Genomic DNA, 16,082 nt, shown 5'->3' with positions numbered 1-16,082 from the left:
GCGATGGTTGACGACGTGCTGATCGCGGTCGCGGCCGGGATCCTGATCGTGCGGCAGTTCCAGTGGCGCTCCGCCGAACCGCGGCGGATGCTGGTGATGCCGCTGGCGCTGATCGCGGTGGGACTGGGCTGGCTGGGGTTCGAGCTGGACGGCGGGTTCCAGCGCGCGGACTGGCTGCTGATCGGCGAGCTTGTCCTGGTGGCGGGCACCGGTGCCGCAATGGGTTGCGTAACGAGGTTCCGGCAGGCCGACGGGCTGCAGTATCGGCTCACCGGGGCGGGAATCGCGCTGTGGGCGGTCTTTCTCGCGGTCCGCGTCGGCTCGTTCGCGCTGGCCGGCGTCCTGGGCGCGCATCTGCTCGACGCGACCGGCCTGATCCTCGTTTCGTTCGGCGTCAACCGGTTCGCGGCGAGTCTCGTCGTGCGCCGTCGAATTGCCCGCTGTGGAGGTAAAATCCCGGCGTATGCCCAAGAGACCGCCGGAACACGTCGATGAACGCGCTGGTGGTAGCGAATCCGCACAACTGCGCCACGGACGTCACTGACCGGCCTTCCACCAGCAACCGCAAGGCGTGATACAGCCGCAATTGGGTGCGCCACTGCGGAAACGTCATGCCGGTGTCCGCGCGGAACAACCGGGTCAGCGTCCGGGCGCTGGCGCCGACAGTGCGGCCCAGCGCTTCCAGGCTGCGCGAATCGGACGGATCCGCCTCCAGCGACTGGCACACGGCCACCAGTCGGGGATCGTGCGCGGCGGGCACCCGCACCGGACGTTCCGGAGCCAGCGCGAGCTGGTCGAACAACACCGCCCGCATCCGCTGGCCAGCCGGGGTCGAGCGGTCCCCGCCGAGTTCCGTGTACGCGATCAGCAGTTCCCGCAGCAGCGGGGTGACCGCGAGGGCGGTCGGCTCGGTGACCGACAGCGGGCTCAGTTCCTGCGGAAAGCCGAACAGATGCAGCCGCGTGACGCCGTAAGCGCGGTGGGAATGCACGGTGCCCGCCGGAATCCACAATGCCCGGTGCGCGGGCGCGATCCAGCGTGACCGGTCCGTGTGCACGGCCAGCACCCCGCTGCTGGCGTAGACGATCTGGTGCTCGTCATGCCAGTGCTCGGCGATGCCCGCGGTCGCGGCCAGATCGCGGATGTTCGTGGGCGCGGCCGGCAGGTGGCTGGAAATCGACACAACTCGGCATAATAACGGAATCGCGAAGCTCGTCCGAGGCCTGACGATGCTTGAGTGACGACAACACTCCCCGCTCCGCCGCGGACCGCGCGCTGGCCGATGCCGTTGATGGTGATCGGCCACGCGGTCAACGACCTCTACCAGGGCGCGGTCGCCGCGCTCGTCCCGTTTCTCGTCGCCGAGCGGCATTACGGCTACCTCGCCGCGGCCGGGATCACGGTGGCCGCGACGTTGCTGTCCTCGGTGGTCCAGCCGCTGTTCGGCGTGCTGACCGACCGGCGGCCGATGCCATGGCTCGTGCCGGCCGGGATGACAGTCGCCGGGGCCGGGATCGGACTGTCCGGGCTCGCCGACTCCTACGCGCTGACCTGGCTCGCGATCGCGCTGTCGGGCCTCGGCGTCGCCGCCTACCACCCGGAGTCGGCGCGGATCGCCCGCCGGATCGCCGGCGACGGGCACGTCGGGATGAGCTGGTTCTCCCTGGGCGGCAACGTCGGTTTCGCGCTCGGGCCGATCGTCGTCACCCCGGTGCTGCAGGCGGGCGGGCTGGTCGCGACGCCGTATCTGGTGCTCCCCGCGTTCGTCGCCGGGGTAGTCATCGCCGCGTTGTTCCGGCGGATGAGCGATCTGCATGCCACGGCGAAAAGCCGCGTACACACCGGGCGCGACGATTGGCGGCAGTTCGGCTGGCTGACCGTCGTGGTCGTCGGACGCTCCATCGTGGCCTTCTCGCTCAACACTTTCCTCGCCATCTGGGTCACGCAGCGAACCGGCAGCGTGTTCGCCGGGGAAGTGGCGTTGGTGGTGCTGTTCGGCGTCGGCGCGCTGGGCACGCTGCTCGGCGGGGTGCTGGCCGGACGCTGGGGGCGGATCCGGACGGTCCGTGTCTCGTACGCGGCGGCGGTGCCCGCGGTCGCCGGAATCGCGCTGGTGCCGGGGTACGGGGTGTTTCCGCTGGTCGCGCTTGCGGCGGTGGCGTTGTATGTGCCGTTCTCGCTGCATGTGACGCTGGGGCAGGACTACTTGCCGAACCGGCTGGGGACGGCCAGCGGAGTGACGCTCGGGCTGGCGGTGAGCGTCGGCGGGGTGGCCGCGCCCGCGGTGGGGGCGCTGGCGAACGCGGCCGGGCTGCAGTGGGGCTTGCTGGCGTTGGCGGTGCTGCCGGCGGTGTCGGCGGGGGCGGCGCGGCGGCTGCGGGAGCCCTCGTGAGTGGCGATCCCGGTTCTCCCCGGGACCGCCACTCACGAGGCACTTAGCGCGTCGGGTCCTTGCCGTTCGGCTGCGAGGGCCCAGGCCCCGGCGACCACCAGCCCCACACGGTCTTCTCGCCGTGCCGCACCGTCGGCGCCACCCCGGTCGTATACGGCTCGATCTGCAGCAACTGTCCCCACGACTGGTAGGGCTGCCCGTTCAGATAGCTCGGCACCTCGGGCTCGTCCGCGATCTCCTCAAGCCAGCCGTTCGGGCCGCCGTTGGTGCTGGACGCCCATTTCGCCTCGTCGGCGAGCTGGCCGGGGGTGATGCGGTAGTCCGGCATCGCGGAGATGCCGTCGTGCGAGGTGACCGGGTCGGCGCACGGGTACACGAACGACGCGGGCCAGTCGATGTACACCGATTTGCCCGCGAGCTTGTCGGTGAGCGTGGTGAAGGTCGGCACGCGCGGTGCGGACGCGGCGATCCAGCCGTCCTCGGTGAGGTCGTTGTCCACCATCACGATCCGCACCGACGTGGTTTCCGGCGGCAGGTCGCGCAGGTTGATCCGGGTGTCGTTCCAGCCGCCGGTGCCCGCGCCGGGCGGGAGCGCGAACTGGCCGCGCAGCACCCGCACGCCCTCCGGTGTGTTCACGCCGTACTCCAGGCTCACCGAGGTGGGACGCCGGGGCTGGCTCGCGGTGGCGACCACGATCTGGCCGTTCTCGGTGCGGTCGGTGAGCGCGTACCAGTCGCTGCGCAGCCGTCCGGCGCGGGTCTGGGTGTCGAGGTAGCTGCTCCACATCGGCACCTGGTCCTGCTTGAACCCGTGCGGCGGTTCGGCCAGCGGGTCCTTGTCGTCGACCGGGCTGGTGTGGAAGCCGGTCTGGATCCGGCCGTTGTCCTGGTCCGGGTTCGGCAGCGGGTTCGGCGGGTTCTGCGTCACCGGCTTCTCCGGCACGGTCCGCTGTTCGCGCTGCGGGTGCAGGATGCTCTTCACCGCGTCGCGCTCGACCATCACGTGGTCGGACAGGTTGCAGCTCTTGCCGAACAGGTGCCCGATGTTGGCCGCGCCGAGGCTGTAGCTGTCGCGCTGGAAGTAGATCGCCGCGCCCATCGTGTAGATCTCGCCGGCCGCGACCAGGCCGCACACCACGACCAGCGACAGCGAACCGAGCCGCAGCGACCGGCTGCGGCCTTCCTGCGGCGCCGGTCCTGGCCGGTGCGCCCGGACGTTCTCCACGAATGCGTAGATCCCGGCGACCGCGGCGGCCCCGAGCAGGATCGTCGACAGCGGGATGCCGCCTGCCGAGGGTGCGCCGTTCGTCCACGGCACCCCGATCCGCGAGACGAACCAGTACGCGTTCGGCCCGGTCGCGGCGAGCGCGCCGACCACCAGCAGCACGGCCAGGAACGCCGCGCGGTTGCGGTTGGAACGCAGCACGGTCGAGCTGGTCGCCAAGGCGGTGAGCGCCGCCATCGACGCGCCGACCGCGGCGAACGCGCCGAAGTGGTGCGTCCATTTCGTCGGAGTCAGCGCGAGCAACAGGAAGAACAACGCGGTGGTGCCGATCAGCCGGCGGCTCGGCCCGAGCGCGGCGCCGGGAATCCGGCCGCGGCGCAGCAGCACCACCAGGCAGGTCATCGTGCAGAGCAGGACGAGCAGCACCGGGAACCGGCGCGGCGCGGAGCCGTCCGGAAGGTTCTCGAACAGCAATTGGTACCGCGCGAGTTCCTGGAACCACGACAGGTTCGGGCCGACCGCGGTGCGGATGCGGGTGGCCTCCTGGACCGTCGCGAACGTCTGGTCGGCGAACATCACCACGAGCACCAGGAAGCCGGACGCGAGGATCGGCGCGAGCATCGGCAGCCAGCCGCTCGCCGACCGCTGCCGGACCAGCGTGAACAGCGGTTTCCCGGCGACCAGGAACGGGGCCACGGCGATCAGCCCGGTCGGCGTGGCGGCGAGGGTGAACGCGGCCGCCGTGAGACCGAGGCACAGCGGCAGCAACCGGCGGGTGACCAGCGCGCGTTCGACCGCGCAGATCGCCAGCAGCGACCCGAGCGCGGCGACCGGTTCCGGCCGGACGCCGTTGTTGTAGGGCATCCACCAGACCAGGAACACCGCCGCGGCGGCCCAGCCCGCGGCGCGGCTGCGGCGGACCTGAGTGCCCAGCCGCGGCATCACCTCGCGGCTGATCAGCAGCCAGCTGATCACGCCGAGCAGGTACGAGGGCAGCCGGATCCACGGCGGCACCGTGCTGACGTGCGTCATCAGCTCGTACAGGTGATAAAACCAGCCGAACGGGGCTTCCGCGACGCCGAACCAGCGGTGGTAGTTCGTGAGGTACCCGGTGGCCTCGGTGACCCGGGCCATGGTGAGGATGTAGCCGTCGTCCGAGGTCACCGGCCCGATGAAGACCCACGCGCCGAGCACGCCGAACACCGTCGCGTCGCGGCCGGTCAGCCGCCACCAGCCGACCGGGGCCCAGCGCGGCGCGCGGCGGGCGAACCCGGAGTCCATCCGCCACACCGCGATCAGGCAGCCGAGGAACGACAGCGCGGCGAGGACGCCGACGACGATCTTCAGCGCGGTCGGCGAGGTCTGGTAGCGGGTGTCCGGGACGACCGACACGTGCAGCCCGGCGATCGGGTCGCGCGCGGAGGTGATCGAGGAGTAGATGCCGAGCACGCGCGGCCGGACGTCGCCGGTCGTGTGGAAGATCGGGGTCTTGCCGACCGCGAGCGTCATCTGGGTCGCGTCCGAGTCCAGCGTGACCGAGCAGCCGGTCTGCGGGAGCGGCTGCTGCGAGATCTGCTGGCCCTGGCTGGACGCGAGCAGCACGCCGTTGTCGACGCGCAGCTGCAGGCCGACGCCGTTGGCCGCGTGCTTGCCGGTGCGCCCGTCCGGGACGGTCGAGAACAGCAGCGCGGGGCCGTTCGTGCGCGCGTCGAGCGAGCGGATCGTCTCGCAGGGCAGCTCGGCCTTCAGCTCCTGTGCCCAGTACCCGGTCAAGGGCGCGTTGACCGAACGCGTGTCGGAGGCGGCGGGCCAGACGACTTCCGCGGTGTCCTGCACTACCGGCAGGAAGGGATAGGCCAGGGCGCACAGCGCCGAAAGCAACCCCAGCACTACGGCAATCGGACGCATTAGAGGAAATCTATTGGGTCACTCCGGCAGGTTCACGCTGACCCCTCGTCGCGCGGGGTGAACCGCTCGTGGTGTAACGCGCTGGCCAGTGGCGCTCGGCCGCGCCAGCCGTGCCGTTCCAGGTCGGGAACCTCGGCCAGATTCGTTACCGGTCCTATACAAAGCCAGGCCACCGGCCGGATCCCGGCGGGAATGCCGAGCAGGTCCGCGAGCGCGGGTTCGCGGTAGAAACTGACCCACCCGACGCCGAGCCCCTCCGCGGTCGCGGCGAGCCACAGGTTCTGGATCGCCAGGCAGACCGAGTACAGCCCGGCGTCGGCGATCGCGTGCCGCCCGAGCACCGCCGGGGCTCCGCGCTGCTCGTCGTAGGTGACGACGATGCCGAGGCTCGATTCGCGGATGCCCTCGACCTTGATCTTGGCGAACGTCTCCGCGCGCTCGCCGTCGAGGGAACGGGCGAACACGTCGCGCTCCTCGTGCACGTGGCGGGCGAACTCCTCGCGCGTGGCGGGGTCGCGGACGAGCACGAAGTCCCACGGCTGGCTCATCCCGACGCTCGGCGCGGCGTGCGCGGCCTCGAGCACCCGGGTGAGGACGGCGTCGTCGATCGGTTCGCCGGTGAACTCGGCGCGGACGTCGCGGCGGCGGTGCAGGACGTCGTAGAACAGTTGATTCATCGGTTGAGCACCCATTCGACCGCGGCGGCGGGGTCCGCGGTTTCCGTAGTGGACGGCCGGGGCGGGCGGCGCACGACGACCACCGGCAGGCCGAGTTCCCGCGCGGCGGTCAGCTTCGCGGCCGTCATCGCGCCGCCGCTGTCCTTGGTGACCAGCACGTCGATGTCGTGTTCGGTCATCAGCGCGCGTTCGCGGCCGAGGCGGTACGGGCCGCGGTCGAGCACCACCTCGTGCCGGCGCGGCAGCGGCTGGCCGGGCGGGTCGACGCAGCGGATCAGGAACCACAGCGGGTCGAGGCCGGCGAACGCGGCCAGGCCCTGGCGGCCGCTGGTGAGGAACACGCGGGTGCCGAGGCCGGGCAGGAGCGCGGCGGCTTCTTCGAGGTCGGCGGCCCAGTGCCAGCGGTCGTCGCCGCTCGGCTGCCAGCCGGGCCGCGCGAGTCGCAAGAGGGGAATGCCCGCCGCCTGGGCGGCGTGGAAAGCGTTGGCGCCGATGCGTTCGGCGAACGGATGCGTGGCGTCGACCACTGCCTGGACACTGTTTTCGCGCAGCCAGGCCGTAAGGCCTTCGACGCCGCCGAACCCGCCGATCCGCACTTCGCCGACCGGAAGGCGCGGCCGCGTCACGCGTCCGGCCAGCGAGGAGACCACCGGGACGCCGCGGTCGTGCAGCTGGGCGGCGAGGTCGCGGGCTTCCGCGGTGCCGGCCAGGACCAAAACAGTCATCGCCCGTACCCGACGGCCGCGCGCCACCGGTCGAGGGTGCGCATGTTGGCGAGCGTTTCGGCCCAGGCCAGTTCCGGTCCTTGCCGGTCCGCGACGTGCGCGGCGACGTAGTCCGCTTCCCGGGCGTAAACCCCTTGGGTGGCTTCGATTTCGATGACCTCGGGCTCGCCGTCCGGCGGAGTCAGCACGATCGTCGAAACGCCCGGCGTGCGCAGTTCGTGGATCCACGCGGGCTTCGGCACGTACAGCTGGCCGGCGGTGCCGTAGATCCGGATGTGGTCGTCCTGCGTGAGCAGGTAACCGCAGGACAGTTGCGCGATGATGTCGCCGGGCAGGCGCAGCAGGCCCATCGCGAACTCGTCGACGCCGCTCTCGGTGAGCCGTGCCATGCCGGTGACGCGTGTCGGCTCCACGGCCGGAATTCCGGTCGCGGCTTGCGAAACCAGGCGGGCCAGCGAGGTGCAGTAGCAGCCGACGTCGAGGATTCCGCCGCCGCCGAGCGCGGGATCGCCGAGCCGGGCCGCGTCGTTCTCGCCGGAGTCGAAGCTGAACGTGACGTCCACAGCCCGGACTTCGCCGATCGCGCCGGACTCGATCAGCTCGACCAGCCGTCGCGTCTGCGGGTGCAGCCGGTACATGAACGCTTCCATGAGGAAAACGTCGTTGCGCCGCGCGGCATCGATGACCTTCTCCGCGTCGGGCGCGGTGAGCGTCAGCGGTTTCTCGCACAGCACGTGCTTGCCCGCTTCGGCGGCCCGGATCGCCCATTCCTCGTGCTGCGCGTGCGGAGTGGCGACGTAGACCGCGTCGACGTCCGGTTCGGCGAGGAGTTCCTCGTAGCTGCCGTACGCCTTCGGGATTTCGTACCTGGCCGCGAAATCGCGCGCCCGCTCGGCGGTGCGCGAGGCCACCGCGGCGAGCGCGCCGTGACGGCTTTGCTCGACGCCCGCGGCGAATTCGGCGGCGATGGTCCCGGTGGCCAGCAGGCCCCAGCGCAGATCGGTCACAACGACTCCGGTTGGCTCGCCCGGTCCCGGGTGCTCGAATACAGGAAACTGTCCGGGAATCCGCCCGCGGCGAGGACCCGGCCGACGAAAATCGTGGCCGCGCGGGTCATTCCGGCGGCCCGCGCTTGACCGGCGATGTCGGCGAGGGTGCCGCGGACCACCGTCTCGCCGGGCTGGCTGGCCAGCGCGACGACGGCGGCGGGACAGTCCTCGCCGTAGTGCCCGGCGAGTTCTTCGGTGACCCGCTCCACGTGGTTGATCGCCAGGTGCAGCGCGAGAGTCGTACCGGTGCGGGCGAAATTCTCCAGCGTTTCGGCGTCCGGCATCGCGGTGGACCTCGCCTGCGCGCGCGTGATCACCAGGCTCTGCCCGATTCTCGGGACGGTCAGCTCGCGGCCGAGCACGGCGGCGGACGCGGCGAACGCCGGAACCCCGGGCACCACCTCGCAGGGCACGCCTTCCGGTTCCAGCCGCCGCACCTGCTCGGCGACCGCGCTGTAGAGCGACGGATCGCCCGAACACAGCCTCGCGACGTCGTGCCCGGCTCGATGCGCCTCGATCAGTTTCGCGGCGATCTCGTCGAGGCTGAGGTTGGCGGTGTCGACGCGTTCGGCGTCCGGCGCGCAGTAGGCGAGCAGATCGGTCGGCGTCATGCTGCCCGGGTACAGGCACACCTGGCAGCGTGCGAGCAGGTCGCGGCCGCGCACGGTGATCAGGTCGGCCGCGCCCGGTCCGGCGCCGATGAAGTAAACGGTCATTTCCAGCTCCACTGCGTGACTGCTCGGGACGGCGTCCATCCGGTGTACCCGCCGAGCGGTTTCGCGTGCTCCACGGAGATCCGTTGCAGTTCCCCGCCGTGCCGGGCGTACGCGGCGGCCAGGATCTGCTCGGCTTCGAGGGTGACACCGTGCGCGACGATCCGGGCGTCGGTTTCGACACACCTGTCGAGGACACCGGGCACGGTCAGGCCGCCGCCGACGAAGATCGCGTCCGGACGGGGGAGCCCCGCGAGCGCTTCGGGTGCTGGACCGGTGACCACCTGTAGTTCCGGCACGCCAAGGGTATTGGCGTTGCGCTGGATGCGTTCGGCGCGCGCGGGGTCGCGTTCGATCGCGACGGCGCGGTTCAGCGGATGCGCGCGGGACCATTCGATGCCGATGCTGCCCGCGCCCGCGCCGACGTCCCACAGAAGTTCGCCCGGGTTCGGTGCGAGGCGGGCGAGGGCGGAGGCGCGGAGGTCGCGTTTGGTGAGCTGGCCGTCGTGCTCGAAGGCATCGTCGGGGAGACCGATGAGCGGGAGCCCGGGTCCGTCGCAGAGCACGGCGAACACGGTGAGCGGACCGGGGTCGCGGGTCCAGCCGTCGGAGATCCGTTCGTCGTCCGCGCCGAGGTTTTCCAAGGCGGTGAGGGCGGAATCGCCGTACCCGCGGGCCTTGAGCAGCTCGCGCAATTCTGCCGCGGAGCCGCCCAGGACCAGCAGTTTCCGGTGGGGTGCCAGGGCTCGCGCGACGCGGTGGACGGCGCGGCCGACGACCGTCACGACCTCGGTTTCCTCGAACGACCAGCCGAGCCGTGCGCGAGCCAGTGTCACTGACGAAACGGAGGGATGGACTTCGAGCGCGTGGCCGCGGTCACGGAGGGTGGTGGCGATGCCGGAGAGGAAGGGGTCGCCGCTGGCCAGCACGCACACCCGGCCGGTCTGCTCGGCCAGGATCCCGTCGAGCGCGGGAAGCAGCGGGCTCGGCCAAGGCCGGGTGCGGAGGCCTTCGGGCAAGGTCGCCAGGTGCCGTTCCGCGCCGAGCACGACGTCCGCCTGCCGCACGGCGTCGCGGGCCTCGGGGGTGAGCCCGGCCCACCCGTCGGCCCCGATCCCGACCACCGTCAGGCGTGATTCTTCGCGCACGATTTCCCACCCTAAGCGAGGGGCTCGTTGTGCGATGATCGGCCGGACGCCGACCCACGAGGGAGTGCTCTTGAAGCCCTATCCGTTCACCGCTGTCGTCGGGATGCCGGACCTGCGTCTGGCGCTCGTCCTGTCCTCGATCTCGCCCGCGGTCGGCGGGGTACTGGTGCGGGGCGAAAAGGGCACCGCGAAGTCGACCATGGTGCGCGCGCTCGCCGGGCTGCTGCCGGGCGTCGACGTAGTGGACAGCTGCCGGTTCTCCTGCGACCCGGTCAGCCCGGACCCGGCGTGCCCGGACGGCCCGCACGCGGCGGGCGTTCCCGCGCACCGGCGGCCGGCGCGGCTGGTGGAACTGCCGGTCGGCGCGGCCGAAGACCGGGTCGTCGGCTCGCTGAACCTGGAGAAGGCGCTGGCCGAGGGCGTCACCGACTACCAGCCCGGCCTGCTGGCCGCCGCGCATCGCGGGCTGCTGTACGTCGACGAGGTCAACCTGCTGCACGACCATCTGGTGGACACGCTGCTCGACGCGGCGGCGATGGGCCGGGCGACGGTCGAACGCGAGGGCGTTTCCGTTTCGCACGCGGCGCGGTTCGTGCTGATCGGGACGATGAACCCGGAGGAGGGCGAGCTGCGGCCGCAGCTGCTCGACCGGTTCGGGCTGACCGTCGAGGTCGCGTCGAGCCGGGATCCGGAGCAGCGCGTCGAGGTCGTCCGGCGGCGGCTGGCCTACGAAGCGGATCCGGACGGTTTCGCGGACGGCTACGCCTCGGCGGACGCGGCGCTGGCGGCGGAGATCGAGGCGGCGCAACGGCTTCTGCCGTCGGTGAAGCTGCCGGACGCGGCGCTGCAGCAGATCGCCGAGGTGTGCGCGTCGTTCGAGGTCGACGGCATGCGCGCGGACATCGTGACGGCGCGGACGGCGGTCGCGCACGCGGCGTGGGCCGGGCGCGCCGAGGTCACCACCGAGGACATCCGGGTCGCGGCGCGGCTGGCATTGCCGCACCGGCGGCGGCGGAATCCGTTCGACGCGCCGGGGATTTCCGAGGAGCAGCTGGAACAGGCGCTGGAGGATGCGCAGCCGCAGCCTCCGGACGGACCGGACGACGACGGGCCTTCCGGCGGCGGGCCGGGTCCGGACGGCGGCGGGCCGCTTCCGGACGACGGCGGCCCTTCCGAGGGCGCTCCGTCTTCCGGGCCTTCCGAGCCTTCGGGCAATGGGTCTTCGCCGCAGAAGACGGTCGGCGCCGGGGATACCTTTCGTGCGCGGGTGTTCCGGGTGAAGGGCACCGGCGAGGGCGAACGGGGCCGTCGGTCGCGCGCGATCACCGACACCGGCCGGACGATCGGCGTGCAGCCGCCCAGTGTGCGGGACGGGCGGCCGCATCTGGTCGCGACGATCCGTGCCGCCGCACCGCATCAGCAGGCGCGGGGCCGATCCGGGGCCGGTCTCGAAGTGCGGTCCGCGGATCTGCGGTTCGCGCTGCGCGAAGGCCGCGAAGGCAATCTGGTGCTGTTCTGCGTGGACGCGTCGGGTTCGATGGGCGCGCGGACGCGGATGCGGGAAGTGAAGACCGCCGTGCTGTCCCTGCTGTTGGACGCCTACCAACGGCGGGACAAGGTCGGTCTGGTCACCTTCCGTGGCACGGACGCCGAGCTGGCGCTCCCGCCGACGATCAGCGTCGAAGCCGCCGCGGCCCGGCTGGAGGGCTTGCCGACCGGCGGCCGTACGCCGCTGGCCGAGGGATTGCTGGAAGCCGCGCGGGTGCTGCGGGTCGAGGCGATCCGCGATCCGCGCCGCAGGCCGCTGCTGGTGCTCGTCACCGACGGCCGCGCCACGAGCGGTTCCGACGCGGTGGCGCGGGCCAACGCCGCCGCGGGTTTGCTCACCGACGTGACGACGATCGTGATGGACTGCGAGACCGGCCGGATGCGCCTCGGCCTGGCCGCGGAACTGGCGGGCCGCCTGGGAGCCGAGCACGTGCCACTGTCCGATGTGGCCGCTGAATCGCTGGCCTCGGCCGTGCGCGAACGGACGGGAAGGGCTGCCTGATGCCGCGGGGAAAACCGGCTGTCGTGCCGAAGGACGGGCTCACCACCCGGCAGCGCCGCAACCGTCCGCTGCTCGCCGTGCACACCGGCGAGATGAAAGGCAAATCGACCGCGGCCTTCGGCATGGCGTTGCGCGCATGGAACCAGGGCTGGTCGATCGGCGTGTTCCAGTTCGTGAAGTCGGCGAAATGGCGCGTCGGCGAGGAAGCCGCGTTCAAGGCGCTCGGGAAGCTGCACGACGACACCGGGCAGGGCGGTCCGGTCGAGTGGCACAAAATGGGCGAGGGCTGGAGCTGGTCGCGCAAGCCGGGTTCCGAAGCGGACCATGCCGCCAACGCCCGGGAAGGCTGGGCGGAAATCAAACGCAGGCTCGCCGCCGAAACGCACGATTTCTATGTCCTGGACGAATTCAGCTACCTGCTCAAATGGGGCTGGCTCGAAGTGGACGACGTGGTGTCCGCTTTGGCCGCCCGGCCCGGGCACCAGCACGTCGTGATCACCGGCCGCTACGCGCCGCCGGAATTGGTCGAGGCCGCGGATCTGGTCGCCGAAATGACGAAAGTGAAGCACCCGATGGACGCCGGGCAGAAGGGCCAGCGGGGGATCGAGTGGTAGCACGGGTCGTCATCGCCGCGCCCGGTTCCGGGCACGGCAAAACCACCATCGCGGCCGGCCTCATGGCCGCGTTGCGCAGCGCCGGGCACGCGGTGTCCGGGCACAAGGCCGGCCCGGACTTCATCGATCCCAGCTACCATTCGCTCGCCACCGGCCGGCCCGCGCGTAACCTGGACCCGTTCCTGCAAGGCGAGGACACGCTGGTTCCGTTGCTGCGCCACGGTTCCGCGGGCGCGGACATCGCGGTCATCGAAGGCGTGATGGGCCTTTTCGACGGCGCTTTGGGCACCGAAGGCTACGCGTCGACCGCGCATGTCGCGCGGTTGCTCAACGCGCCGGTCGTGCTGGTGGTCGATGCTTCGGCGGCTTCGCGCAGCGTCGCGGCGACCGTGCTGGGGTTCGCGCAGTACGACACGCGCGTCCGGCTCGCCGGGGTGATCCTGAACAAACTGGGCTCGCAACGGCACGAGGACGAGATCGTCACCGCACTGGAAGCGACCGGCGTTCCGTTGCTGGGTGCCTTGCGGCGCAACGAAAACGTGCATGCGCCGAGCCGGCACCTCGGTCTGGTTCCGGCCGCCGAACGGGCCGCGGAGTCCCAGCGGTTGCTGCCGGAACTGGCGGAATGGGTCGCCGCTGGGGTCGATCTCGAAGCCATTGCGCGGGTGGCTCGAACTGCTCCCGCGCTGACTGGTCCGTTGTGGACTGCCGGTCCGGGGTGGGCCGGTCCGCGTGCGACCCTCGCCGCCGCAGGCGGTCCGGCGTTCACCTTCCGCTACGCCGAGAACATCGAACTGCTGGCCGCTCGCGGAATCGACGTCGTGGACATCGATCCCTTGCGGGACAAGACCTTGCCTGCGGGGTGCGCCGGTTTGTACTTCGGCGGCGGATTCCCGGAGGTGCACGCCGCCGAGTTGTCGTCCAATGTGGAACTTCGGACGGCCGTCGGCGCGGCGATCGACGCCGGAATGCCCGTGAGCGCGGAATGTGCGGGCTTGCTGTACCTGTGTCGTTCGCTGGACGGGCTGCCGATGGTCGGCGCCATCGCCGCGGATGCGACCATGACGTCGCGGGGGAAGCTCGGCTACCGCCGGGCCGTCTCGGTCGCGGACAACGTGCTCGCGGCGGCCGGGCAGCGGGTCACCGGGCACGAATTCCACCGCACCGAAATCACGCCCGCGCACGGGGAAACCGCCGCGTGGGGCTGGGATCGCAGCCTGGACGGGTTCGCTTCGGCCTCCCTGCACGCGTCCTACCTGCACGTGCACTGGGCCGGAAATCCCGAACTGGCGGACCGGTTCGCCTCGCGGGTGCGCGCCCATTCCCTGGCAGCGGTCCATGGCTGATTACGACCTCCACCACCACGGCGACCGCGAGGTCGGCGAGGGTCTCGTCGACCTCGCGGTGAACGTCCGGCTCCCGGCTCCGCCTTCGTGGCTGCGTGCGGAACTCGCCGCCGCGCTGGACGACCTGGCCGCCTACCCGGACCCAACCCGCGCCGCGGAAGCCGTCGCCGCCCGGCACGGCCGGGATTTCGACGACGTCCTGGTGACCGCCGGTGCCGCGGAAGCGTTCACGCTGCTGGCTTCGCTTCCCGCTGAGCACGCGGTGGTGGTCCACCCGCAATTCACCGAACCGGAAGCCGCTCTGCGCGCCGCCGGACACCCGGTCGACCGGGTCATCCTGTCCGAAGCGGACGGTTACCGCCTGGCTCCCGCCGCGGTCCCTGATTCGGCCGACCTGGTCTTCGTCGGCAACCCGACCAACCCGACGTCGGTCCTGCACCCCGCCGATTCGCTGCGGGCCCTGGCGCGTCCCGGACGGGTGCTCGCGGTGGACGAAGCTTTCCTCGACGCCGTCCCCGGCGAAGTCGAAAGCCTTGCCGGAGAACGAATCCCGGGCGTGGTGGTGCTGCGAAGCCTCACCAAAACCTGGGGCTTGGCGGGCCTGCGAGCCGGATACGTGCTCGGCGAGCCATCGCTGATCGCCCGTTTGCGCGCGGTACAGCCACCCTGGTCAGTGTCCACTTTGGCCGCTGTGGCCACAGTCGCCTGCTGCCGCCCCGCCGCCCTGGAAGAGGCCGAAAAGCTGGCCGCCGCCGCGGAAGCCGACCGCGACTACCTGGAATCCGGCTTGGCCGCACTGGGAATTCCCGTACCCGGCACCCCGCGCGGCCCGTTCGTGCTGGTCCGAATCCCCGGCGGCGCGGACGTCCGATCGCGACTGCGCGAAGCAGGCTACGCCGTCCGCCGCGGCGACACGTTCCCTGGTCTTGGCGCAGACCACCTGCGTATTGCGGTCCGCGACCGCGCGACGACGGACGCCTTCCTCGCCGCGCTGGCTAATGGTTCTGGAGCACGGTGAATTCGTCTAGCCAAGCGTAATTCGGCGCTGCTGTGCCGTCGGGATTCTTCTGCACGGTCGCCCGTGCGAACACGCTGTTGAGGAGCCACGGCGGGGTATCCGGTCCGAAGTCCCCGCCGTTGAGCGCGGCAATGCCCTGATCGATCCCGTAGGCGGCGAGGGCGAGCTTGCCGGTCGCGCGGAACTTCGTCATCTGGTCGGTGAGGAAGCCCTTGTTGTTCTCGAACCACGGGCTGGTGCGGAGGAAATCGTCCCACCGCGCCTGGGGGAACGGCTGGTGCAGCGCGTTGCGGATGACCTGCCAGACCTTGGTGTCCTTCGGCACGTGGTATTTGCCCGCGTACTCGGCCGAGATCCGGTCGGCGAGATGCTTCTTCCACAGCTGGACCAGCGAAAACTCGGTGACGAGGAACTTCTTGCCGCCCAGCCTGGGCAGGGTGTAATCGAGAAACGCCCGAACCTGGTCCGGCGCGCCGACGTGCGGATGGAGGTCGGTGCCCTCGATCTCCGGCGTGTCGCGGACGTAGGCCATCCAGCGTTCCGTGCCGGTGCCAGTCCACTGGGGATCTTCGAGATTGTTGAGCGCGCCCATGTAGAGGACGGTCTTTCCCTTGCGCTGCTTGATCACGTGCGCGGCGACCGTCTCGTAGAATTCGTTGAGCGCGCCGTTGTTCCAGTCGGACTGCGGGCATTCGATGAACGGCTCATTGCCGATCACCAGGATGTCGACCTTGTCCATGACCGCGGGCAGCACTTTGCCGACCCGCGCGAGATCGGCTTGCATCGCCGGGGTTCCGGGCCGCGGAATCGGTTTGCGGGAATCAGGAAAGTACGGAAACTTGAGCGACAGCACAGTGCCGTACTGGCGATCGGCCGCTTGCCGCAGTTTCTTGATCGTCGGGTTTTCGGCGGCGTCGTGCTTGTCCAGATCGGGCATCGCGGTGAACCCGCGCACCCACTTCGTGCCGGATCGCCGGAGCTCGTCCCAGCCCATGGTGTCCGGATCGGCGTTGAAATTCGCTCCGAGCGCTCCGTCCGGCTTGGGTGCGGCGGGGTTCGGAGCTGGGCTGTCCGGCGTCGAACCGCAGGCAGCCGTGGCGAGAACCGGAAGACCGGCGGACAACTGGAACAGCCGACGCCGGGTAAGGTGCGCGGATCCGGGCGAGCTGGGTGCCACGAGGTCCCCTCGGTCATACGTCGCGGGCACTCCCTTGGTA

The 16,082-nt window shown here is 70.9% G+C and carries 14 protein-coding genes; 6 read left to right on the top strand and 8 right to left on the bottom strand.

Translation table 11 applies throughout. From position 1 onward, the window contains the following. The first annotated feature begins 3 nt into the window (after nt 1-3). The gene (locus BM362_RS36765) at nt 4-495 is read left to right on the top strand and encodes a hypothetical protein (protein WP_093576268.1); all 492 of its coding nucleotides are present in this window, start codon (nt 4-6) and stop codon (nt 493-495) included. Here BM362_RS36765 and BM362_RS36760 read toward each other — a convergent pair. Next, the gene (locus BM362_RS36760; RefSeq protein WP_067582677.1) at nt 395-1,183 is read right to left on the bottom strand and encodes an AraC family transcriptional regulator; all 789 of its coding nucleotides are present in this window, start codon (nt 1,181-1,183) and stop codon (nt 395-397) included. The genes BM362_RS36765 and BM362_RS36760 overlap by 101 nt on opposite strands. Nucleotides 1,184-1,237: 54 nt before the next feature. Between BM362_RS36760 and BM362_RS36755 the strand changes: the two genes are divergently transcribed. Further along, a complete protein-coding gene (locus BM362_RS36755) occupies nt 1,238-2,392 on the top strand; it encodes an MFS transporter (RefSeq protein ID WP_093576267.1) in 1,155 nt (384 codons plus the stop codon). 43 nt (nt 2,393-2,435) lie between these two features. Here the strand turns inward: BM362_RS36755 and BM362_RS36750 are convergent, their stop codons facing one another. The 6 genes from BM362_RS36750 to cbiE are packed head-to-tail and all read right to left on the bottom strand — an operon-like array spanning nt 2,436 to nt 9,837. Continuing rightward, nucleotides 2,436-5,525 (bottom strand): arabinosyltransferase domain-containing protein, encoded by a 3,090-nt coding sequence (locus tag BM362_RS36750; RefSeq protein ID WP_093576266.1) that lies wholly within the window; start codon nt 5,523-5,525, stop codon nt 2,436-2,438. A gap of 32 nt (nt 5,526-5,557) precedes the next feature. Next, complete coding sequence (bluB, locus tag BM362_RS36745; protein WP_067582680.1) at nt 5,558-6,202, bottom strand: 5,6-dimethylbenzimidazole synthase; 645 nt, start codon at nt 6,200-6,202, stop codon at nt 5,558-5,560. Further along, nucleotides 6,199-6,927 carry a cobalt-precorrin-6A reductase gene (locus BM362_RS36740; RefSeq protein WP_093576340.1) on the bottom strand — a complete coding sequence of 243 codons (729 nt, stop codon included), beginning with the start codon at nt 6,925-6,927 and terminating at the stop codon, nt 6,199-6,201. The genes bluB and BM362_RS36740 overlap by 4 nt, the downstream gene beginning before the upstream one ends. Then, the gene (locus BM362_RS36735) at nt 6,924-7,934 is read right to left on the bottom strand and encodes a Gfo/Idh/MocA family protein (RefSeq protein WP_093576265.1); all 1,011 of its coding nucleotides are present in this window, start codon (nt 7,932-7,934) and stop codon (nt 6,924-6,926) included. Before BM362_RS36735 ends, BM362_RS36740 begins: the two co-directional genes overlap by 4 nt. Then, a complete protein-coding gene (cobM, locus tag BM362_RS36730) occupies nt 7,931-8,692 on the bottom strand; it encodes a precorrin-4 C(11)-methyltransferase (protein ID WP_093576264.1) in 762 nt (253 codons plus the stop codon). The genes BM362_RS36735 and cobM overlap by 4 nt, the downstream gene beginning before the upstream one ends. Further along, the gene (cbiE, locus tag BM362_RS36725) at nt 8,689-9,837 is read right to left on the bottom strand and encodes a precorrin-6y C5,15-methyltransferase (decarboxylating) subunit CbiE (protein ID WP_093576263.1); all 1,149 of its coding nucleotides are present in this window, start codon (nt 9,835-9,837) and stop codon (nt 8,689-8,691) included. The genes cobM and cbiE overlap by 4 nt, the downstream gene beginning before the upstream one ends. Before the next feature lie 70 nt (nt 9,838-9,907). On the opposite strand from cbiE, the gene BM362_RS36720 reads away from it, so the two are divergent. Genes BM362_RS36720 through cobC form a run of 4 tightly spaced genes read left to right on the top strand, consistent with a single transcriptional unit; the run spans nt 9,908 to nt 14,865 of the window. Further along, a complete protein-coding gene (locus BM362_RS36720) occupies nt 9,908-11,887 on the top strand; it encodes a putative cobaltochelatase (protein ID WP_093576339.1) in 1,980 nt (659 codons plus the stop codon). Continuing rightward, on the top strand, nt 11,887-12,501 hold the full coding sequence (gene cobO, locus BM362_RS36715; protein WP_093576262.1) for a cob(I)yrinic acid a,c-diamide adenosyltransferase: 615 nt from the start codon (nt 11,887-11,889) through the stop codon (nt 12,499-12,501). The genes BM362_RS36720 and cobO overlap by 1 nt, the downstream gene beginning before the upstream one ends. Next, complete coding sequence (locus BM362_RS36710) at nt 12,495-13,847, top strand: cobyrinic acid a,c-diamide synthase CobB (RefSeq protein WP_093576261.1); 1,353 nt, start codon at nt 12,495-12,497, stop codon at nt 13,845-13,847. The genes cobO and BM362_RS36710 overlap by 7 nt, the downstream gene beginning before the upstream one ends. After that, nucleotides 13,840-14,865, top strand: coding sequence for an Rv2231c family histidinol phosphate aminotransferase CobC (gene cobC / locus BM362_RS36705; RefSeq protein WP_067582695.1), 1,026 nt, complete (start codon nt 13,840-13,842; stop codon nt 14,863-14,865). The genes BM362_RS36710 and cobC overlap by 8 nt, the downstream gene beginning before the upstream one ends. Here cobC and BM362_RS36700 read toward each other — a convergent pair. Next, nucleotides 14,843-16,042, bottom strand: coding sequence for a hypothetical protein (locus tag BM362_RS36700; protein WP_244287404.1), 1,200 nt, complete (start codon nt 16,040-16,042; stop codon nt 14,843-14,845). The two genes, cobC and BM362_RS36700, sit on opposite strands and share 23 nt — an antisense overlap. Nucleotides 16,043-16,082 lie beyond the last annotated feature (40 nt).

Source organism: Amycolatopsis rubida, from assembly GCF_900115345.1.
GTDB lineage: Bacteria > Actinomycetota > Actinomycetes > Mycobacteriales > Pseudonocardiaceae > Amycolatopsis > Amycolatopsis rubida.
This window is presented reverse-complemented; position numbering and strand designations above follow the sequence as displayed.